At 42.3% G+C, this 21,649-nt stretch carries 20 protein-coding genes and 1 riboswitch; of the genes, 7 read left to right on the forward strand and 13 right to left on the reverse strand.

The genetic code is table 11. The features are described from left to right. Nucleotide 1: 1 nt before the first annotated feature. The 5 genes from dapB to ACKRAT_RS07460 all read right to left on the reverse strand — a co-directional run bounded on the left by dapB (nt 2) and on the right by ACKRAT_RS07460 (nt 5,779). Nucleotides 2-733, reverse strand: coding sequence for a 4-hydroxy-tetrahydrodipicolinate reductase (gene dapB, locus ACKRAT_RS07440; RefSeq protein ID WP_411841876.1), 732 nt, complete (start codon nt 731-733; stop codon nt 2-4). Beyond that, nucleotides 730-1,623 carry a 4-hydroxy-tetrahydrodipicolinate synthase gene (dapA, locus tag ACKRAT_RS07445; protein WP_411841877.1) on the reverse strand — a complete coding sequence of 298 codons (894 nt, stop codon included), beginning with the start codon at nt 1,621-1,623 and terminating at the stop codon, nt 730-732. The genes dapB and dapA overlap by 4 nt, the downstream gene beginning before the upstream one ends. 6 nt (nt 1,624-1,629) lie before the next feature. Next, nucleotides 1,630-2,610 carry an aspartate-semialdehyde dehydrogenase gene (locus tag ACKRAT_RS07450; RefSeq protein ID WP_411841878.1) on the reverse strand — a complete coding sequence of 327 codons (981 nt, stop codon included), beginning with the start codon at nt 2,608-2,610 and terminating at the stop codon, nt 1,630-1,632. Between the two features lie 18 nt (nt 2,611-2,628). Continuing rightward, nucleotides 2,629-3,831 (reverse strand): aspartate kinase, encoded by a 1,203-nt coding sequence (locus ACKRAT_RS07455; RefSeq protein WP_411841879.1) that lies wholly within the window; start codon nt 3,829-3,831, stop codon nt 2,629-2,631. A 79-nt stretch (nt 3,832-3,910) separates the two neighbouring features. Beyond that, a riboswitch (Lysine riboswitch) is annotated at nt 3,911-4,088 on the reverse strand. Between the two features lie 86 nt (nt 4,089-4,174). After that, complete coding sequence (locus tag ACKRAT_RS07460; protein WP_411841880.1) at nt 4,175-5,779, reverse strand: ABC-F family ATP-binding cassette domain-containing protein; 1,605 nt, start codon at nt 5,777-5,779, stop codon at nt 4,175-4,177. Between the two features lie 84 nt (nt 5,780-5,863). Between ACKRAT_RS07460 and ACKRAT_RS07465 the strand changes: the two genes are divergently transcribed. Both ACKRAT_RS07465 and ACKRAT_RS07470 read left to right on the forward strand, forming a co-directional pair. Continuing rightward, nucleotides 5,864-6,586 (forward strand): NAD-dependent protein deacylase, encoded by a 723-nt coding sequence (locus tag ACKRAT_RS07465; protein WP_411841881.1) that lies wholly within the window; start codon nt 5,864-5,866, stop codon nt 6,584-6,586. Nucleotides 6,587-6,600: 14 nt separating this feature from the next. After that, complete coding sequence (locus ACKRAT_RS07470) at nt 6,601-7,485, forward strand: S1 RNA-binding domain-containing protein (protein ID WP_411841882.1); 885 nt, start codon at nt 6,601-6,603, stop codon at nt 7,483-7,485. A gap of 318 nt (nt 7,486-7,803) precedes the next feature. On the opposite strand, the gene pepF is transcribed toward ACKRAT_RS07470, so the two are convergent. Beyond that, nucleotides 7,804-9,609, reverse strand: coding sequence for an oligoendopeptidase F (pepF, locus tag ACKRAT_RS07475; RefSeq protein WP_411841883.1), 1,806 nt, complete (start codon nt 9,607-9,609; stop codon nt 7,804-7,806). Between the two features lie 156 nt (nt 9,610-9,765). On the opposite strand from pepF, the gene ACKRAT_RS07480 reads away from it, so the two are divergent. After that, nucleotides 9,766-10,107, forward strand: a complete 342-nt coding sequence (locus ACKRAT_RS07480; RefSeq protein ID WP_411841884.1) for a hypothetical protein — start codon at nt 9,766-9,768, stop codon at nt 10,105-10,107. Between the two features lie 415 nt (nt 10,108-10,522). Here ACKRAT_RS07480 and ACKRAT_RS07485 read toward each other — a convergent pair whose 3' ends face one another. After that, complete coding sequence (locus ACKRAT_RS07485) at nt 10,523-11,086, reverse strand: recombinase family protein (RefSeq protein WP_046790332.1); 564 nt, start codon at nt 11,084-11,086, stop codon at nt 10,523-10,525. 452 nt (nt 11,087-11,538) lie between these two features. On the opposite strand from ACKRAT_RS07485, the gene ACKRAT_RS07490 reads away from it, so the two are divergent. Next, nucleotides 11,539-13,107: a BCCT family transporter gene (locus ACKRAT_RS07490; RefSeq protein WP_411841885.1), complete on the forward strand. Its 1,569-nt coding sequence runs from the start codon at nt 11,539-11,541 to the stop codon at nt 13,105-13,107. A gap of 146 nt (nt 13,108-13,253) precedes the next feature. Here ACKRAT_RS07490 and ACKRAT_RS07495 read toward each other — a convergent pair whose 3' ends face one another. The 4 genes from ACKRAT_RS07495 to ACKRAT_RS07510 all read right to left on the reverse strand — a co-directional run bounded on the left by ACKRAT_RS07495 (nt 13,254) and on the right by ACKRAT_RS07510 (nt 17,505). Next, on the reverse strand, nt 13,254-13,544 hold the full coding sequence (locus tag ACKRAT_RS07495; protein WP_411841886.1) for a hypothetical protein: 291 nt from the start codon (nt 13,542-13,544) through the stop codon (nt 13,254-13,256). Nucleotides 13,545-13,703: 159 nt separating this feature from the next. Then, nucleotides 13,704-14,948: a peptidoglycan bridge formation glycyltransferase FemA/FemB family protein gene (locus ACKRAT_RS07500; protein WP_411841887.1), complete on the reverse strand. Its 1,245-nt coding sequence runs from the start codon at nt 14,946-14,948 to the stop codon at nt 13,704-13,706. Nucleotides 14,949-14,973: 25 nt separating this feature from the next. After that, nucleotides 14,974-16,236, reverse strand: a complete 1,263-nt coding sequence (locus ACKRAT_RS07505) for an aminoacyltransferase (protein WP_411841888.1) — start codon at nt 16,234-16,236, stop codon at nt 14,974-14,976. A gap of 9 nt (nt 16,237-16,245) precedes the next feature. Continuing rightward, a complete protein-coding gene (locus tag ACKRAT_RS07510) occupies nt 16,246-17,505 on the reverse strand; it encodes an aminoacyltransferase (protein ID WP_411841889.1) in 1,260 nt (419 codons plus the stop codon). Between the two features lie 199 nt (nt 17,506-17,704). On the opposite strand from ACKRAT_RS07510, the gene ACKRAT_RS07515 reads away from it, so the two are divergent. Both ACKRAT_RS07515 and ACKRAT_RS07520 read left to right on the forward strand, forming a co-directional pair. Next, nucleotides 17,705-18,361 carry a sigma-70 family RNA polymerase sigma factor gene (locus ACKRAT_RS07515; RefSeq protein WP_411841890.1) on the forward strand — a complete coding sequence of 219 codons (657 nt, stop codon included), beginning with the start codon at nt 17,705-17,707 and terminating at the stop codon, nt 18,359-18,361. Further along, on the forward strand, nt 18,358-18,702 hold the full coding sequence (locus ACKRAT_RS07520; protein ID WP_411841891.1) for a hypothetical protein: 345 nt from the start codon (nt 18,358-18,360) through the stop codon (nt 18,700-18,702). The genes ACKRAT_RS07515 and ACKRAT_RS07520 overlap by 4 nt, the downstream gene beginning before the upstream one ends. A 27-nt stretch (nt 18,703-18,729) precedes the next feature. On the opposite strand, the gene ACKRAT_RS07525 is transcribed toward ACKRAT_RS07520, so the two are convergent. Next, nucleotides 18,730-19,992, reverse strand: coding sequence for a Y-family DNA polymerase (locus ACKRAT_RS07525; protein ID WP_411841892.1), 1,263 nt, complete (start codon nt 19,990-19,992; stop codon nt 18,730-18,732). A gap of 97 nt (nt 19,993-20,089) precedes the next feature. Next, complete coding sequence (locus ACKRAT_RS07530; RefSeq protein WP_411841893.1) at nt 20,090-20,494, reverse strand: sporulation protein; 405 nt, start codon at nt 20,492-20,494, stop codon at nt 20,090-20,092. Between the two features lie 128 nt (nt 20,495-20,622). On the opposite strand from ACKRAT_RS07530, the gene ACKRAT_RS07535 reads away from it, so the two are divergent. Further along, on the forward strand, nt 20,623-21,642 hold the full coding sequence (locus tag ACKRAT_RS07535; protein WP_411841894.1) for a cation diffusion facilitator family transporter: 1,020 nt from the start codon (nt 20,623-20,625) through the stop codon (nt 21,640-21,642). Nucleotides 21,643-21,649: the final 7 nt, after the last annotated feature.

Below are 21,649 nucleotides of genomic sequence, written 5' to 3' on the forward strand. Positions count from 1 at the left end.
TTTATCTCTCCTCGAATAAGTTGTTATAATCATAAAATCCATTTTGGCGATTTACAAGTTCATTTGCTGCTTTCAAAGCACCGTTTGCAAAAATTTCCTTGGATTGCGCCTGGTGACTGATTTCAATCACTTCGTCATCTTTGGCAAAAATCACATCATGTGTTCCTACAATGGAACCCCCCCTGATGGCACTGACACCAATCTCTTCCGGTTTTCTTTTCTCATGGATATTGGATCTGTCGTATACCGGATAACTGCCATCTCTGTGATCGAGGGCGGTATCCAATAGTTTAACAAGGGTGCCACTCGGGGCGTCCACTTTTTTGTTGTGATGCCGCTCAATCATTTCAAGATCAAATTCATCCAGCATCGAAAGTGCTTTTTTAAGCACTTCATTTAATACATGTACACCATAACTCATATTCGCACTGAAGAATACCGGTGTGTTTTCACTTTTATCTTCAAGTTTTTCAATAATCTTTTCTTTCTCTCCGGTTGTCGCGATAACAAGAGGTGTTTCCACTTCATCTTCAAGCAACGGCAGTATGAGTTCGGGATGGGAGAAATCAACCGCCACATCGGCATTTGCTTCGTCGATTGATTCAAATACAGGGTAGGGGGCTTCCTTATTATTTCCCTTTACTATCACCCCTGCAATCTCATGCCCCTGTTCTTCTGCAAGTCTTGCTGTAATTTTATTCATTGTGCCATAACCGATCAGAAGTATCCTCATACGAGGGTGCCCTCCTTGAACTGTCTGAATGTGTTTAAAACATCGTCCAGAGTATCATCTTCAAGCGGAATCAAAGGAAGTCTGAGCTCATTGTTTCCAAAACCAAGCTCACTTGTCATTGCTTTGACCGGAATCGGATTGACATCCACCTGCACAGCTTTGATCATCGGCATGATACGATCGAATTTATCCCGGGCAGAATCGTCATTGTTCTGAATTCTTTCATAAACATCCTGCAATTCACCGGGAATGATATTACCTACCACTGAGATCAGCCCTTTACCGCCCAGTTTGACGAAGTCGTGCATATTATCATCGTTACCACTGTACAGAGTAAAGTTCTGATCTTTAGTAAGCGCAAGCACTTCTTTTGTATAGTCGAAATCACCGACAGCATCTTTAAGTGCAACAATCTTTTCATGCGTACTCAACTCGTGCACTGTTTCAGCTTCAATTGTCATACCGGTTCTTCCCGGAACATTATAGAGTACTACAGGCAGTTCTGTGCTATCTGCAATTGTAGTGAAATGACGCAGCAGACCGCGCTGGTTACTCTTATTATAGTATGGTGTGATCAGCATGAGGCCATCTGCACCGATGATTTCTGCGTATTTTGAAAGTTCGATTGAAGCGCTTGTCGAGTTTGTGCCCGTTCCCGCAATGACAGGTATACGGCCGTTTACAGTTTCAACACCCACACGTAATATTTCACGGGTCTCTTCTGCTCTTAGAGTAGGGGATTCGCCTGTTGTACCATTAATAATGAGTGCCTGGGCATTATTTTCAATCAAATACTCAATATGGTTTCTGAACGCTTCATAATCAATAACATCATTTCTAAACGGCGTGGCCATTGCGACTCCAATACCTTCGAAAATTGTAGTATTCATAATGAATTACTTCCTTTCCATCATTTGTTTAAGAATTTGAACTGAATTCTGTGCTGCACCTTTTAATAAATTATCTGCTGCACACCATACATGGAATGTGTTTTCCAGAGAATTATCTTTCCGGATGCGTCCCACGAATACTTCAGGTTTTCCTGTCGCTTCCAGTGGTGTAGGGTACTCGTTGTTTTGCGGATCATCCATCAGCTTGATATGAGGGATATTCTTAAATGCATTCCTTACTTCTTCCTCTGTCGCCTGCTTATCCAACGTCACATTGATATGGACACTGTGTGAGTTTGATACTGGCACTCGAACACACGTTGCAGATACCGGAAGTTCCGGCAAATCAAGTATCTTCTGTGTCTCATCAATCATCTTCTGCTCTTCTTTTGTATAGCCGTTTTCGAGGAAAACATCGATATGCGGCAGAACATTATCATGGATAGGGTGAGGATACGTCGTTGGTTCGTTTCCTTTTGCCCCTTCTTCCAAATCCCTGAGTCCGCCTGCACCTGAACCGGAAACTGCCTGGTAAGTCGTATAATTTACACGTTTCAAACCAAATTGATCAGCGAGTGGTTTAAGTGCCACAACCGACTGTATTGTGGAACAGTTCGGATTGGCGATAATTTTTCTGTTAAGTTTCGGTTCGTTTATTTCCGGGACGATCAGATCAATATCTTCGTGCATTCTCCATTGACTGGAGTTATCGATGACGATTGAACCGTTTTCTTCAAATAAAGGTGCAAAGTGTTTACTTGTAGAACCGCCCGCACTCATCACTACATAGTCAAAGTTCTGTTTAGGTGTTTCTTCTGTCAGTTCTTCCACTGTCCGTTCCTCGCCCAATACCTGCAGTTTCTTTCCTGCAGAACGTGCTGAAGAGAGCAGAGTGATTTCATCAGCACTGATATCATATTGTTCAAACATCTCGATCATTTTAGCTCCGACTACACCAGTTGCCCCGACAATTGCTACTTTTACCATTTAAATTCTCCTCCTGATTTATAACCCGAATGCAGTGGCAAGTGTTTCTACCGCATTTTCACCGTGATTTTTATCAACTACATATGAAATACTTATTTCTGAAGTTGTTGTCTGATAGAACTTTATTCCTGCTTCATTTAGTGCCATGAACGCTTTAGATGCGACACCTGACATGTCCCTCATGCCTGAACCGATAATCGAAACCTTGGCATAATCCGTGTGACGCGTCAGCACCATATCCGGATGCATCATCTGTGTTTCTGCGAATATTTGATCCAACCGGTTGGACTCGGTGTCCTTTACAGTGAAAGACAATTGAAATCCTTCGCTGCCGACGGCCTGTGAAATCATATCCACGTTAATCTCCTCTTCTTCAAACCTTTTGAATAAGTCAAAGATCAAAGTGGAATCCACTTCAGGTTCATACACGGTTGCATGAATGATGTCTTCATCCAGAGCTGCACCCGTTACTGCCTTTCTTTCGAGCACTTCGGTTTCCTGCATAATCCATGTTCCTTTCTCATCGGATAAAGTTTTCCCTAAATAGATGGGAATAGAATGGTTTTTAGCAATCTCTATGCTTCTTGTTTCCAAAACCCCTGCACCAAGTGCACTCATTTCCATCATCTCATCATAGGAGATGTCGTAAATTCGCTTCGCCTTCTTATAGACTCTGGGGTCTGTCGCATAGACACCCTCTACATCCGTATAGATTTCACAGGGCATATTGCAGCTTGCTGCGATTGCAACGGCTGTAGTATCTGAACCACCGCGGCCGAGTGTGGTAATTTCATTGTCTTCGTTAATACCCTGGAAACCGGCAACGACAATGACATCGTGCTCTTCCAAAGCACTTACCAGACATGCCCTGTCGATATCCGCAATCCTGCTTTTCATATGCCCTCCGAAAGTTTTGATTCCGGCTTGAAAACCGGTCATCGCTTTTGTCCTTACTCCCAATTCTTCCAATACGATCGAGAGATAGGAAATCGTCTGCTGTTCTCCTGTTGTAACGAGGAGTGCAATATGATCGTCTTTCGGAGCAGGGGAGAGCCGGTTCACATTTGAAAGCAGCTCATCTGTTGTACCGCCCATTGCACTGACAACAACTATCAGTTTCTCACCTAAAATCGTCCTGTCTTTTAATGACTGTGCAATATCTTTAATTTTTTCAAAATCTCCGACTGAAGTGCCGCCGAATTTTAAAACACTGTTTTTCATATGTCCTCCTGTGATAGAAGGGCATCTACTCAATAAAAAAACAAGCCTGGCGGAATGCCAGACTTGTTCTAAATTTATCTACAAGTGATGCACTCCATTATTCCAAAAAATAATGACAAACCTGTAGCTCTTAACCACCAGATCCAACAGAATCCTGCTGCAACAGAAAACCATTTCGGCATCGCACCCTTTCACACACTCCAGTTCGCAGACTGTTATAAGCGGCTACTCATGATTGATGCGCCTCATCGAATATTTACTATTTAATTATAAATGTCATTATACATACAACAAATGATTCTGTAAACTCATTTATAACAATTTTGTATAAAAATCTAAAAACTTATTTTTTAATGAGTCCTTTATCACGAAGGTACTCTTCATAAGTGGACTCTTTGACAATCGCACCTGTTTCTTTTAATTCAAGCACTGTATTGGCGATTGTATTGATGAATTCGAAATCATAGGAAGTGAAAATGATAGATCCCTTGAAGTTCTTCAAACCATCATTGACTGCCGTAATGCTTTCAAGGTCAAGGTGGTTGGTCGGCTCATCGAGTATAATGACGTTTGCCTGTGAAAGCATCATGCGGGAAAGCATTGCACGCATTTTCTCTCCACCGGAAAGAACACTTGCCTTTTTCTTCGCTTCTTCACCGCTGAACAGCATTCTTCCCAAAAACCCTCTCAGGAAGGTTTCTGTCTGTTCTTCCGGCGGTGCATACTGGCGCAGCCAGTCAACCAGATCCGTATTGATACCTTCAAAATATTTGGAGTTATCTTTCGGCATATAACTTCGCGTGGTCGTCACTCCCCATCTCACTTCGCCTTCGTCCGGTGTAATTTCGCCGGCGAGAATACGGAGCAGGGCGGTGCGGGCAGTTTCGCTGTGGCCGATCAATACTGTTTTATCGTAAGGGCTTAGAGTAAAGCTTACGTTATCCAGTACTTTCACACCATCGATGGAATGGGAAAGCCCGTTGACATAAAGCAAATCATTCCCGATTTCACGTTCTGGCGCAAATTTGACGTAAGGATATTTTCTGGAAGAAGGCTTAATATCATCGAGCTCGATTTTCTCAAGCGTCTTTTTACGGCTGGTGGCCTGTTTGGATTTCGATGCGTTGGCACTGAAACGTGCAACGAAATCTTTCAGTTCCTTGATTTTTTCTTCCTTCTTCTTGTTCTGTTCCTGGGCCATCTGCTGGGCAAGCTGGCTGGATTGATACCAGAAATCATAGTTGCCCACATACAGCTGGATTTTACCAAAGTCCAAATCAGCGATATGTGTACAGACATTATTTAAAAAGTGTCTGTCGTGTGATACGACAATTACTGTATTATTAAAATCAATCAGGAAATCTTCGAGCCACTGGATCGCTTCAATATCAAGCCCGTTGGTCGGCTCATCAAGCAGAAGTACATCAGGGTTGCCGAATAGGCTTTGTGCAAGCAGCACTTTAACTTTTTGATTGTTTTCGAGTTCTGACATTTGGCTGTCCATCAACTCAGGTCCAATACCAAGACCGTGGAGCAAACCTTCAGCGTCTGCCTCTGCAGTCCAGCCGCCCATTTCTCCGAATTCACCTTCAAGTTCTGCAGCACGCATGCCGTCTTCGTCAGAAAAATCGGGTTTCATATAAATTTCATTCTTCTCTTTCATGTTTTTCCAGAGCTTTGCATGACCCATCAGGACAACATCAAGAACCCGTTGATCTTCATAACCAAAGTGATCCTGTTTAAGCACTGCAAGACGCTCATCTTTCCCCATGCTGACATGTCCTGTCTGAGCATCCATTTCTCCTGATAAAACTTTTAGGAAAGTCGACTTTCCAGCACCGTTCGCACCAATCAGACCATAGCAATTCCCCGGTGTGAATTTAATATTTACATCTTCAAACAACTTGCGGTCACCAAATCTGAGACTCACATCAGTAACCTGTAGCATAGGCATTCTCCTTTAGTATATTCTTAAGCGATGATACCACATTTATGGTACCATTGAAATATAATTCGAGGAGGCTTGTTACCTATGGATACCGATTTGCGACGATTTAAAGACATTATGGAAGACGGTCGACGCATCGTGTTCTTTACAGGTGCCGGTGTATCTGTAAAAAGTGGCATTCCTGACTTCAGGAGCATGGGCGGTCTGTTTGATGAAATTTCGGATGCTGGCCATTCGCCCGAATATTTGCTCAGTGTCGATCACTTAAATGACAATCCCGAAAGTTTTATAAATTTTTATAGAAAACGACTTCTAGCGGCGGATAAAGCACCGAACATTGTGCATAAATATATCGCATCAATGGAAGAGAGTGGAAAATCACCCGGTGTCATCACGCAGAATATCGATGGACTGCACAAAGATGCAGGCAGTCAAAACATCGATGAGCTCCATGGCACATTGAACCGTTTCTACTGTACTGGCTGCAGACGGCAGTTCACTAAAGAGACAATAATGGAGCGTGACCTTAAACATTGCAGCTGTGGCAGCGTACTGAGACCCGATATTGTACTTTACGGTGAAATGCTTGATGAACGGGCAATATTCTCTGCAATAGATAAAATATCAAATGCAAACGTGCTTGTCGTCCTGGGTTCATCTCTCGTCGTCAATCCGGCAGCAGCCATGACAAGTTATTTCAATGGAGACCATTTCATCATCATTAATAAAGACCCGACGCCATTCGATCAGGACGCAACACTCGTATTTAACAGAGACATGACGGAAGTCATCGAAACGATTCAATAATAAGGAGAAATTAAATGGAACATATTTCAGGTACAGTACAATTTTTGGAAGTCATTAAAAAAGAAGGATCAACTTATCATCTGAAGACAGAAGGGGAATCATATATCCGCATGAACGCCTCAACTTCGGAAGAAGAATATGAAATCGGTGAACAGGTCAGCGCATTCATATATCCAAACAGAGCAGGTGAGCTTTTCGCGGCACCCATCGTGCCGGAAGTCGGCATCGATAAGTACGGTTTCGCAACTGTATCAGAAGTCAACCGCGACGGTGCGTACATCGACATCGGTGCGCCGAGGGAAATACTTGTGCCATGGATCGATCTGCCGAAACTCAAAACAGTCTGGCCGAAACCGGGAGATAAAATTTATCTTAAATTAAGGGCAGAAGGGGACAACCAGCTATACGGACGCCTGATTACAGAAAATGAAGTCGCTGAGAGATTCACTCCGTTGAAAAAAGAAGATTTCGCAGAAATGAAAAATAAATGGATGGAAGGCCGTCCGTACCGGCTGCTTAGAGTCGGGACATTCATGCTTACAGAAGATGGCAAGAAAGTATTCATCCATGAATCTGAACGTGAAGAAGAGCCGCGCCTTGGTGAACTTAAGAAATTCAGAGTCATCGGCATCAACGAGCAAGGGGAAATTAACGGTTCGTTCCTCAAACAGGCATATAAGAAGATGGATGCCGACAGTGAAAGGATTTTGGAGTACATCACGAAAAACGGCGGCTCCATGCCACTCAATGACAAAAGTGACCCAGGGGACATCAAAGAAGCCTTCAACATGTCAAAAGGTTCATTCAAAAGAGCACTTGGACGTCTGATGAAAGAGGGCAAAGTAGAGCAGACAGCAACAGGAACGATTGCCAAAGATCAGCAAGAACCGCTTAAATAGGCGGGGTGTGAACAATCGCTTTTATAAATAGAATACCGATGAAATTATTGAATATTATTATCTTTTTACTGAGCATTATTGTGTTCATAATAAGTATATATAATCTGTCCACAGGTAGTTCGAGTCAAAGTTTCAGCTATATAACAGCATTTTTGCTGCTCATCGTAGCGTTTGCCGGTATATGCAAAATCATCAAACAAAAATATGAAGTTCCCGGCAAAATTGACCGTAAGAGTAGTGATTTCTAAAAAACAAAAATTTAATTATAGCGTGAAGATAAAAACAAGCCTGAATGAGCACTCATTCAGGCTTGTTTTTTTATCCTTCTATTTCATCTGTCAGTTTTTCCAATTCACCTACAAGTTCACCGATGTAATCGATTGTTTCCTGCAACGGTTTTTCTGTCGTAATGTCAACGCCTGCCATCTGGGCAAGTTCCACAGGTGTTTTCGTACCGCCTGCTTTTAGCACTTTGAGCCAGTCATCGACTGCCGGCTGTCCTTCGGCAAGAACGCGTTTACTCATCGCAGTGGCAATCGTAAGTCCTGCAGAGTAAGTATATGGATAAAGTCCCATATAGTAATGCGGCTGTCTCATCCATGTCAGTTCTGCACCTTCTGTGATTTCTACATCCTCTCCCCAGAATTCTTCAATGACCCCGCGTTTGAGCTGATTCAGATCATTTGCAGATACACTTTCATGGTTATCCACCTTCTTATAGACTTCGCGCTGATACGCTGCTTCCAGCAGATGGGTCACACAGTTATGATAATACGTTCTTGAAATGATTGAACTGATCACCCAGCGTTTGAATTTAGGATCATCCGAGTTCTCAAGAAGATGATTTGCCATCAGCATTTCATTCATTGTACTTGGTGCTTCAACGAAGTACATTGAGCTTCTTGCATCGAATACATTCTGCTCACGGTTTGCATTATAGAAATGTCCGGCATGTCCAAGCTCATGTGCAAGGACGAAGACTTCTGTCATCAGTGAAGTCCATGTAATCAGGATGAACGGGTGGGATCCATATGGGCTGGAACAGAATGCACCTGTGGATTTCCCTTTGTTTTTAACAAAATCGATCCAGCGATCGTCATATGCCCGGTTGATCATTCCCAGGTAATCATCACCCATGATGCCGAGGGCATCATTGATGTATTTGCGGGAGTCCTCGATACTGATTTCAGGCTCTGATGAAGGATCGAGGGACATTTTCAAATCTTCATACTTCATCGTATCCAGGCCATGCACCTGTTTTAACAGTTTTGCATACCGTCTCATATGCGGTGCCAGATCACTCATGATCATGTCAATCTGCCGGTGATATAATTCCTGATCGACTTTCTGACTGTGCAGCAGATAGTCGATGACAGAATCGAAGCCTCTCAAGTCTGCAGTCGTTTTCTCTTTCTTCAAGTGCAGATTATAAGTGCCGGCTGTTGTATGCTGGTATTGGGCAAGCTTATCACTGAATGCATGGAATGCATTTCGTCTCATTTCAGTATTCTCATGTCCTTCAAGTTCACCCTCAAATGACAGATAGGAGAGGGGAATCTCTATGCCATTGGCTTCAAAAGTGCCGAAATCAATATCAAGCAGTTTCGTCTTCGTATATAATTCGTACGGGCCGTCGAATACAGAAGAGTAGGCGGCCAGCACTTTTTCCACTTTTGGATCAAGCTGGTACGGTTTCTGTCTTAATAGATCATCGATGAAGACTTCCAGATCCGGATTCTTCGTTTTGATCTCTTCCAATACAGACGAATCCAGTGCCAGAAGTTCACTTTTGACAAAGCTCGTTTCACTGCCGAAATATGTAGCAATATTGGATGATGCTGTACTCAATTTCTGTGCACCTGGATCACTTTGGTCTGCAGACAGACTCAGACTTGCATAAGTGCCGATAGGCACAAAAGTTTCCACTAAAGATTTTAATTCATTAATCGCACCCGCAGCTGCATCAGCATCCGTTAATTTCCCTGTATATTGTTCCGAGAAAGACACTATTTGAGGTCTGAAAGCTTCTACAGCACTGTAGAATGCTTCATCTGACTCGAAAAGATCTGATAAATCCCATGTGTATTGCTCTTTAACCTGATTTCTTGATTTAAGTTCTTCCATTGATTGAACACTCCTTTAAATTTCGAAAACCGAAGTAATGATTTAATTATACATGAAAATTCAAAAAATTAAAATCATTAAAATATATGCTGGAAGGAATATCATGTTTCGAATATCACAATTACGAGTATATTACATACAAGTGAGGTGAAATTGATGATTCAGAATGCCAGTTTTTATATTATAAGCATATTAGCAGTATTAATACTGAGTGCATTAATCCCATTAATCGCCAAAAAGTACTTTATTATACCAATATTAACCATAGTAGTAATGGGGATTGCTGCGTTTGTGATCCCGAACTTTATAGAAACAACAAATTGGGAAGCATTGGCAGGCTATGCAGTTTTTCTTGGAATTTTGTCTTTATTAGTCAGTATTTTAATGTGGTTCTATATAAGAGGCCGGAGAAAGAAGAAAGAATCCGCAGCACGGGATGATACATTGGATGAAGGCGATGAGGATGCAGAACCAGCAAATCATAGAAGAAGGAAATAAAAACAACTGCTGTATAGGCGGTTGTTTTTTTATTGTTACAATCACATGAGTAAACAGACAGGTGTCAATATTAATGAAAAATCATGAAAATCACAATATGATGCAGAAAAATTTACAGATTGGTATATGAATATCCAGATAAGCTGGTCACGCGTGGTCAACAGAGACAAAAACGATCATGCATATCAACAGCAACGAAAAAACAAATTGAGTTTATAGACAGTTGGGAATATAGTTAAAAGACACAGGAAAACATCCATGTAGGGACCCTCTCTTTCGAATATATGTAACTTCCTATAATATATATTATGTAAACTTTATAATGAAAAATAATAGACACTTCCAATAAGTCCCAAAATCATTAAAAATAGCTGGTCCGGATATTATCTATCCAAACCAGCTTCATCAGTTATATTTATTCCATTTCTTTTGATTCATTTACAACTTTATATACAGTCGCCCTTGATACGTCCGCCATTTCCGCGATTTTACTTCCTGTATATTGCTGCGTTTCATACAATGATTTGATCATCGCTTTCTTATCTTCGCTGATTCCAGGTCTTCCGCCGTTTCTGCCGCGTGCTCTTGCTGATTCCAGACCTTTCTTTGTCCGTTCACTCATCAGATTCGCTTCAAGTTCTGCGAATGCCGACATCATCGTAAAAAACATCTTTCCCATCGGATCTTTCGTTGTGACGTTCATATTGATGATTTCCAAATCCATTCCGCGTTTTTCTAGCTCTGTGGATAATTCTATCAGCTGTTTTGTCGTTCTTCCTAGCCGATCCAGCTTTGTAATGACCAGTGTGTCACCATCTCTCATGTATTCCAGGCAATTCTCAAGTTCTGTTCTGTCCGTCTTCTTCCCACTCACCTTTTCTGAGAAAATTTTGATGCATCCTGCTTCTTTCAGCATATCCAGCTGGCTTGTCAGGTTCTGATGTCTTGTACTTACTCTTGCATAGCCTATTTTACTCATTTTTCCATCACTTCCATATAATGTATTTAAAAGGTTATAAGTTCATTATAAACCGACTGTGAATAAAAGACAACAAAAAACACAACATTTTATGTAATTTATTCAATATTTGTTAACTTTATGTTGTTGTATGTAAAACCCTCGTTAAATAGACTCATAAATTCTTGTCTTTCAGCGTTATATCTTTCCAGTTATAGATGTGAAGAATTATCAGAATTAATATTTTTCATTTTTATTCTTGACTTGGTACTTCACGCACTTTAATCTTGTAAACTGGTTTGTTTTTTGGAATGGATTATGTAATTGATATACTGTGTATTTCAAGCAGACATTTTAAAGTGATATATAGTAGTAAGAAAACTTCAGTAACTTCAATAGTATCTCTTTTATCATCATATACATCCCTGCCTTTTTCAAATAGCAACTATATACTTAGAGAAAGAAGAGATAACTTGAATCATCCAAAGGAAAAGAATAATTCTATCGACTGGTCTGTGTTTATCATCAGCGGTGGCACACTGCTGTTATTTGTAATAGCCGGCATACTCAATCAGGACTTGGTGACACGTCTTGTCAATCAACTTTTCACTCTCTCTGCAACCTATTTCGGCGGTGTCTATCAGATTATCATGCTGGTGACCTTCATAATGGCCTTAGTTTTGGCATTTTCTAAATACGGCAAAATTCGGCTTGGTAAAATGGACCGTCCCGAAATAGGTAATTTCAGATGGATTTCCGTCATCATGTGTACTTTACTAGCAGGCGGCGGTGTATTCTGGGCTGCTGCCGAACCACTCAGTCATTTTATGGAAGTTCCGCCCTACTTTGAAGGAATCTCAGGCGGCACATCTGAGGCTGTGGTTCCGGCACTCGCATCAAGTTTTGTAGATTGGGGATTCCTTGCCTGGGCTGTACTCGGAACACTTGGCACCATCGTTTTAATGTACGCTCACTATCATAGAAATGCTCCATTGAAACCGAGATCACTGCTTTATCCCCTCCTTGGTGATAGAATTTCACAAAAAAGTGTACTCGGTACGCTTATTGATTCATTTTCAATCATCGCTGTAGCAGCGGGAACCATCGGGCCAATCGGCTTTCTTGGTCTACAGGCGGGATATGCTTTCAATCAGCTACTCGGCCTGCCAAACACATTTTTAGTACAGGCGATTATCATTACGGTTGTTGTAATCATAGCTGCCATATCAGCATTGACAGGTGTATACAAAGGAATTCAGATATTAAGCACCTACAATGTCATCCTCTCGGTCTTTCTGGTAACAGCCATATTGATTGTCGGGCCGGCGCTTTTCATATTCGACAATTACATCGAATCATTTGGTGTGTATATCCAAAATTTCTTCACTATGAGCACGTTCCGAAGCGATGATGTCTGGTTAAGTGCCTGGACGGTATTTTTCTTTGCATGGTTCCTCGGATACGCACCGATGATGGGCATTCTCGTCGCACGTATATCAAGAGGACGTACTATACGCGAACTTGTCATTGCCGTAGCAATTATTTCACCCGTTGTAACCACTTTCTGGTTTACTGTAATCGGCGGAACAGGCATCTTCCAAGAGATTGCCAACCCGGGAGTTATCTCTTCTGCGCTTGACAGCAATGGCCCGCCTGCAGCAATGATCGCCACTACAGAACAATTGCCGCTGGGCTTCATCCTCGGTTTACTATTCATGATCGCTACTGTTGTATTTGTACTGACTACGACTGATTCGATGGCTCTGGCCATTTCGATGGCTATCACTGGTGATGGCAACCCATCTGGAATCATGCGTGTCTTCTGGGCGCTGCTAATGGGGGCGGTGGCAATATTACTGCTGACTATCGGTGAAGATAGTATCAGTTCATTGCAATCCTTTATCGTCGTGACTGCAGTACCAGTCGCACTTTTGATGGTGACGACATTCTGGACTGCACCCAAAGTCTGCAGAGATCTGGCAAATGAACAATTTAAATCTACTCCAGAGCATACTAATAAAACACTTTCTGACTCCGAATGACATAAAATCGGAGTCGTATTATCATTGATTTTATAAATGATAATATTATGAATAAAGCCCGAATATTGGACGGTTGTATTAACTGTACAATATTCGGGCTTTTCTTTAATTAATATCTATCTTTTTTGAACTGTCTATATTATTATTCAATTTCTTGTCGGGTTATTCTTTAACTCATCAATATATTCTTTTCCTTCGAGCAATGAAAGCCCCAAAGCTTCTCTTGCCTTTTTAATCGCTTTTATATCTTTGCCCTCTTTAATAAGTTTGCGCAACTCATCATTTATTGGGTTTTCAGGTATATCCGATTGTTTAGCCAATTGGTCTAAAGTACGCTTCATAGTCTTTATGCGTTTTTCCAAATCATTTACCTTAAGGTATAAAGCCAATATTATAAATGCCATTACCAAACCTACACTCAGGAGTGTATATCCCATTGTATCTGTCCCCTTCATTAATGTTTATGTATCTGACGATCATATGGAAATTTATCGCTTTATTTTTAATATCCAGATACTATCATATTATTAACTGAAGAAAACAGTTCTGTCATCCGTCCCAGAACTGTTTTCTAAAATATCATATACGATTCAATTTTATATCTTATTCATTTTTTCCGCTATTTTGTGTACCGGCTTATTGAACACCTTGTAAAATGTTCCCGGGAGTTCTTCGATAAACGTATTGTAGCCCTTCTTGAACTTATATACACCGTAATCTTTGGAGTCTTCGGTGAAATCACCCGTGAGCCCGAAGAAATTGAATCTTGGCAGTCCCATCTCTTTTGCCTTCTTGATCATTTCCCACGTTGTGAAATTGGTGCCCATGAACATTGAATGCTCAGGATAGCTGCCGCTGAACAGATACACCATCTCATGATTGTTGTAGTAGTACATTGCAGCGGATAATTCTATTGTATTGCCGTACTCTTTCTGTACTTCTTCTATTTTGGCGATTCTTTTTCGTTTATTCGCCACCAGATCTTTTGTTTCGTTCAGCCGCCCTTTCATCCGTTTCGTTCCCTGACCGCTTTCAAGTTTTTCTTCCATTCCGATCTTGTCGGTTTCAAGGGATGCAAGTTCTTCATTGAGCCGTTCCAAGTAGGCATCTATTTCAATATAGCTTAAAGTGAGATACGTCTTGTCTTTCAATGTTTTAAGCAGATTTTTAATCTTCTGGCTGCTTACCGGATCAAAACCGATGCGTTCTTCCGTATCTTTGTAGATTTCTATGAACTTATCATACTCATCTTCATCCAGATATCTCAGTTTCAGATCCATCTGCTCAATTGCACGGGTGTTATACCGTGTTTTCGAATCCATGTTTTTAATCAGTTCATCTTCACTTTTTGTAATATCCAGAATAGCCTGATGTCTGAGCAGCTCTTCAGTGACAAGCTGCTTTGTGAAACCCTGGTGTGTATATCCAAGTCCGGTATATATGTCAACGATTTCCGGATTGTTCTTCTCACTGTCGACGACTTCCCCTTCGCCATTTCTGACCTGGTATATATGGTAAGGGGAATGGATGAGCTTGAGTGCATGATTTCTCTTCACATACGCGTCTATTTCACTCAGGAAAAATTTCAATCTTTCATTATTAAATTCTTTGATGAGCGGTCCCGTATGGGAAGTAAATAACCGGTATCTTTTAAGTACCGGGGTCGCACTCAGCATGGAGACACCGATTAACATATCATCTTCATAGAGTCCGAGCAGATGGACTTCCTGAATTTTAGATATATAGTCATAATAAAAAGCATCATGCAGATAGTGGGAGTAGCTGTCATAGTCTTCCATGAACGCTTTGAAAGTACTCTCCTGGATTGGTGATGTACGCATGTTTACGACAAACCCTTCTTGAATTTTACTTTTTCATTTGCTGCAGTTTACTTTTTACTTTATAAATATTGTACCGGGCCGGGCTGATCACTTTGACAAAGTCCCCGACAAGCTCCTCAATTTCAGCATTGAATCCACGCTTGAAACGGTAAACGCCGTAATCTTCGCCGTCTTCGGAAAAGTCCCCGCTGACGCCGTAGAAATTATACCGGTCTATCCCTTTTTCCATGCAGTATTTCATCATTTCATAGTGCATCATGTATGGACCGACGAATTGGGCAAATTCCGATGAACTGGCGCCGGAGTTATACACCATTTCATATGGCGTCTCAAAATAAATGCCCGCAGCGAGATTGATGATGCTGCCCTCTTTCTTCTGAATCTCACTTGCATTCTCCCGGTCCGATTCCAGTTTCTCGATCTGCTTCTCAGACTCCGCAATTTTATTTAATGTTTTATCATTCTTATTTTCCTTCTGCATCATCTGACTGTGTTTTGCCTTCAGATCATCCAGCTGATCCGTGAGATTCCGGACGTATTCATCCAGCTCCAGATAGGCAAGCGGAATAAGCACTTTATCTCCATAAGTCTTTTTAAAGTTGGAAAAATACTCTTTTGGGTTCGGGTGGGTGAAGAACCCCTGCCTTTCGCTCGTATCTTTATACAGATCCATAAAGATATCAATCTCATCCACGCCGAGGAAACGGACTTTGACTCCGAACTTCTGCGCCTTTTTGATATTACGCTTTCTTTGGGAATCAAATGATTTAACCAGCGAATTCTCATCAAATCCATTCAGGTTCAATACACTCATCCAGCGTGCCTGGGATGTCTTCGAATATCCCCGCGTAAATCCTTGATGCATATATCCCTCATCCTCCATGATTTTGATGAGTGTATCCTGTGCTTCGTAATCTTCTTTTTCATCCACGTCTTTATCATATTTTTTGTAAATCCAGTTTGGATCCAGTTTGACGTAGAGTCCGTTGTTCGCCTTTAAATACCTGCTCAATTCCTGCAGATAGAACCTGACAAGTCCATGGTTATGATAGTCGAGGACAGGACCGCGGTTAGAGTAGTAGAACTGTTTGCCGACCCCTGTTTTCTTAAGTGTGAACAGACATGCGGCAACAACAGTGCCATCAGTGTCTTTTACACCAAGCAGACGGACTTCCTGTCCATCCAATTCTCTGTTCACTTTATTTTCAATCATTTGGAAAAAGGCGGATTCCTCCCCTTTTTCAATATATTGCTGATATTCTTCTTCTGTCAGTTCCGTAAACTTCATTTCTTTATCCTACCTTCCTATGAACGTGCGCAGTTTTGTAAGGTTCTTATATGCAGCATATGCCGGCCCGTTGACCGGTTTTATAAAGTCCCCGACATACTCGAGCACTTTGGCATTGAAGCCTTTTTTAAACTGTATTACACCATAGTCTTCCGCTTCCGGTGTAAAGTTACCGCTGATTCCGTAGAAATTATATATATCAATATTATTCTCCAGTGCATGATTGATCATATGCCACTGGATCAGATAGCTGCCTGCAAAGTGCCTGAACTCATTCGCACTGCCGCCGGCAAGATATACCACTTCATGGGGTGTTATAAAGTAATAGGAGCTTGCTACCGGCAATTCCCTGCCATGCGCTTTTAGCAGCTGTTCCCCTTCTGCAAGCTTATCTTCAATATTCCTGAGTTGTTCACTTAGGTTTTTGATCTTGTTTTCCGCTTTTGTATTGGACGGGTCCTTTTCCAGACCTTTTTTGGCTTTATCGATATTCTTGACCAGTTGATCGCGGTCTTTTCGCGTGGCGTCATTATACTCTTCAAGATCCACATAAACGAGTGGAATCAGTACATTGTCGCCGAAATGTTTTTTACGGCTGATGTAGTACTCATCATCGCGGTCAATGAATGCTTTCATCTCAGATGTGTCTTTCATGAATTTCCTGAATACATCAATTTCATCCAATTCCAGGTATCGCAGATGAAGTCCGTTCTTCTGTGCTTTTTTAATATTACGTTTTCTCAGGCTGTCCATGTCATTAAGCAGTGTCTTTGGATTTTTATTTTCCAGATTAAGCACAGAATGCCATCTGATCTGAACAACCGGGTCAAACCCTCTGGTAAATCCTGTATGGTTCCAGCCCAGTGCTTTGAAGTAATCAAATATATAGCGGTTTCCCATATCCTTGATTACTTCCCCCTCATGATTGCGTTCTTTGATCACTTCATAAGGGTCGACTCTGACATACACCACTTTTTTAGGTTTTAAAAATGCAGTCAATCCCTCAAAAAAAACATCAAATGTGGATTTGTCACTGTAATCCATTACCGGACCCCGGTTAGTATAGGCATATTTGAACACTTTCATTACCGGCGTTAATGTAATCAAGCATGCTGCCTTTACTTTCCCGTTGTCTTTTACACCGACGAGGTACGTCTCGACCCCTGCATCCTTCTTTAGATTATAGTTGTTCAGCGTCTGGGTAAAGTGGCTGAAATGAGCCCGCGTAAACTGATCGAATTCCTGTGGTGTTAACTCTGAAAATTGCATAATGGCACTCCTGTCACCTATTTTTAATACCTAGATTATATTATCAGATTTGTTCTGCCTTCTCCATTATTTCTACTAATGGATTTTCTTTATTATTCGCTTATCCAAACGAATTTCATATAATTCGCCTATCTGAGCGAATTAATATATAATCTATTTATAGTCGTCTGTATTATAACATTAAGGAGGTACTGTAAACATGATTTCATCTCTTATTATGGATATATCAGGCAGCTCCCAGGCGGATGAAACAGTTTTCAATGATCTGGGCTGGCTGGAAAAAGAAATTCAAACCTGGGTTGCCGATGATGGTTTCTCTCATGTCAACTACCGCATGGGGGATGAACTATTCGTCCTGTCTTCCATCCCGCATAATACCCTTTTTATCGCGATTTATGCCAAGCTGCTGTGGCCGCATAACGATTTCCCGCTCAAATGCAGCTACCATACTGCAGACATCAAACCACCGGAAACGAACCCCGAGCAATGGAGCCATCCGGCAATCAAAGATACACGCGAGTCGCTGGAAAACATTAAAAAGCTGACAATGCTGGACTTCGCTTCACCGGATATGCCGGATGAGATAGAAATACCCCTTATGTATGCCACGGATATCATTAACGGAATGACGCCGCTTCAGCAGGAAGTTGCTTCACTGAGACTCGCCGGCATGCTGCAGAGGGACATCGCCGCTGCACTAGATAAAACGGAATCCACGGTGTCTGCCCATTACAGCAAATCCCGCGGAAAACAGCTCGAACATATCATCAAATTTCTTGCGGACTACTATGAAACAGACATCGAAGTACTGAATGGTCATTTCACAGACTCATTGAAGCGGAGGCTCAAGTTATGAAGATAGCGCTCATCATTCTCTCTATTCTGTTATATGCAGCCAGCGGTTATTTCATCAAACTGCTGCTGGGCAAACTGTCCGGCATCAAAGATCAGAAGACCGACTATATCGGCATGACCATCGGATACAGCGAGCGGCTGCTTACGATTATATTCGTCATCTTCAACCAGTACACTGCCCTGGGACTCATCATTGCCGCCAAATCCATACTGAGGTTTCCCGCAGGCGAGAGGGAAAGCAAGGTGCACAAAGAAAGCGAGTATGTTCTCGTCGGTACCATGCTCTCCCTCGTCTTCGGTATTTTAAACGGCCTCTTGGTACTCTATACTTTAAATTATTAGAAGCGGCTGTCACAGCCGCTTCTTTTCTTACCTTTTATGCCCCGCAATGAGTCCGTCCCGGAGCTTAAGCGTCGATGCTTCTGTGCAGCTCAGGGCACGCATCACACTCAGCTGCCCGTACTTCTGTTTCAATTCATCCACGGTTTTCATCAGGGCTTCCTGCCGTTTAAGCTCATCGACATCATCGAACAGGGAAATCTGGTTCATGCTGTCAGGAATGAAATTGGTAAGCGTCACACTGATCGTCCGGTACAGTGCTTTGGAATCCGCCATTTTCCTCAATATATCCCATATCCTTTTCATTATCCGGTTGCTGTTGTTCGTCCCTTCCCGAATCGTAAACTGCTTCCTGTATATATGCCCGTCTTTGGTACCGACAGCAATCTGAACGGTTTTTGCCAGACTGTGCATCAATCTCAGCCGGTGCGTCACTTCATCCACGTGTTCCAGTACAACAACATAGATTTCCCTGAAGTGGTAATCCCGCATCAGAATCTGGCTCTTGCATATGGAAGGGGAATGCACGATGTGTTTCTCCCGTATTTTACTGAAGTCGATTCCGTTGGCATGCAGATGCCAGTCGACACCGATGATGCCGAAGTCCCGCTTCAAATACACCGGAGAGTACCGTGCCAGATCCCCGACTTTGAATATGCCCCGTTCATTGAGTTTCACTTCACTCCGCCGGTTGATTCCCCAGAAATCCCGGAGCGGTTTAATCGGCCACAGCTTCTCGGGCACATCATGATAATGCCACTCTGCAACGCCATCAGCCATCTTCTTCGCTTCAATATCCAATGACAGCTTGCTGAGCAGAATGTTATCCCCGATGCCCACGGCGCATTCTATCGCCGTCTCTTCATATATTTCATTTTTTATCTTTGATGCAAGGGCCTTCGGGGAGTCTGCAAACAGATGGCAGCTGTCGGTCACATCCATAAAGAATTCATCGACGGAATACTGATGGAAGTCTTCAGGAGCCACATACTTCAGTGCAATTTCTGTTATCTTCGCAGAATAATCCAAGTACGTTTTCATCGATGGATTGATGATATAGATATCCCGGCGTCTGGGTATTTCAAATAAACGGGCGCCCGTTTTAATGCCCAACTTTTTTAATTCCGGTGTTGCTGCGAGCACAACCGATCCCAGACTTTTCGTATCTGCAACCACAGCAAGCTTGGTCGTTTGGGGGTCCAGCCCTTTTAAAATACACGATACGCTCGCAAAGAAACTCTTCTGATCCACACAGAATATATGTCTTTTGGGACAGATATGATAGTTGTACATGCCAATTCCTCCAGTACAGAACATATGTTCGTATATTAATCATACCATATTTATTCTGCGGCGAAACAAAAAAACAGTCCGGCACGGACTGTTTCTGCTATTCAGTAATTCGGATGTCATCCTCATCTTCTGCATCGATGGAATTTGGGAGGAATACTTTCGTGTGGAGCCTCACAGAGTGCTTGTCATCACTGACCGTAAGACCCGATACGGAAAATTCGAACGGGATATCCACAGTTTCTTCTTTTTCAATCGTCACTGTCCGCTCAAGCCGGATGGCCTGCAGCTCCTCCAGATGTTCATCAAAATCGGAATCTTTTCGATATCCGCTGATCACTTTATACAGTATGAGTTCAATATCCTCCACATACTGTGTACTGCCGCCGCCCGTAATCTCTATGATGCCGTCGATATCATCTTCCGGCCGGTAGGATACCTGGGACAGCCGGGTGTCCACCGTCACCCCGCCGATGCCTATTCTTGTCAGCAGATTTTCAAACATAACATGCCCTCCATATAATAATTTTTATAGGTGTCACTATATATATTAACCTAAAATAAATAATTCTAACCAATAATGGGTAAGGATGGGTATGATACATTATAAAAACTCAAAAGGAGATGACACCATTGAAAGATATTTTTGCACTGCTTAAACAAGGGAGCAAGGCCTCCCTCACAGCATCCATCGTCAACTTTTTTATTGCCGGCTTAAAAGGTGTTGCCTTTCTGTTCACAGCGAATGTGGCAATGTTTGCCGAAATGATGCACTCTCTCGGTGACGCCATTAACCAGTTTTTCGTCTTTATCGGTTCAAGCCTTTCAAAAAAAGCGCCCACTGAAAGATTTCCATTCGGTTTCGGCAGATTGGTCAATCTGGTCTGTGTGTTTGCCGTAGTGGTCGTGGGCATACTGGCTTATGAAACAGTGAAGGAAGGGATCCACCATATCGTCGAGCCACTCCCCGGGGGAACAGATACGACATTCCTGCTGATTAACATCGGCGTGCTTGCAGCCGCTGCCATACTGGAAGGATATGTGCTGTATAGAGCAGGTAAGGAACTGCTGGGGCAGGCCGGCCAGCCATCTGACGGCCTCAAGCCGGTAACACTCAGCTATAAGCATATGAATCGTGCAAAACCTGCAACGAAACTCGTCTTCCTGGAAGATACAGTCGCGACGGCGGGGGCACTGCTTGCAATCATTGCGATTTTAATCGGACGCTTTACAGGCTTCGCTCCATCAGAAGGTATCGCATCTGTAATTATCGGTATCATGATGTTCTACATCGTCTATAAGGTATTTATGGAAAATGCCGCCGGGGTGCTCGGAGAGAGTGATCCGCATATGGAACAGAGAGTATCCGATATCGTTCTGAGACATGATGAGATTACAGATATCCAAAAGCTCTTCGTCTTAAAAGAAGGCGATGACCTCCATGTTGAAATCGTTGCGGAGACTGCCCCCGACATGACTGTCGAACACGCAAATAAAGTCAGGGATGATATTGAGGCAATGATACTGGAGCAGAGTCATGTGACGGATGTCAATACAGAATTCGAAGTGGACGACGGCCGCCGTACATGGCCGAGGTCACAGGAACAGATGGATAGAAAATCTAAAAAGAGGAGAAAACCTAAAGAGGAATAGCAAAAGA

The organism is Salinicoccus sp. HZC-1, assembly GCF_046736035.1.
In the GTDB taxonomy this organism is placed as follows: domain Bacteria; phylum Bacillota; class Bacilli; order Staphylococcales; family Salinicoccaceae; genus Salinicoccus.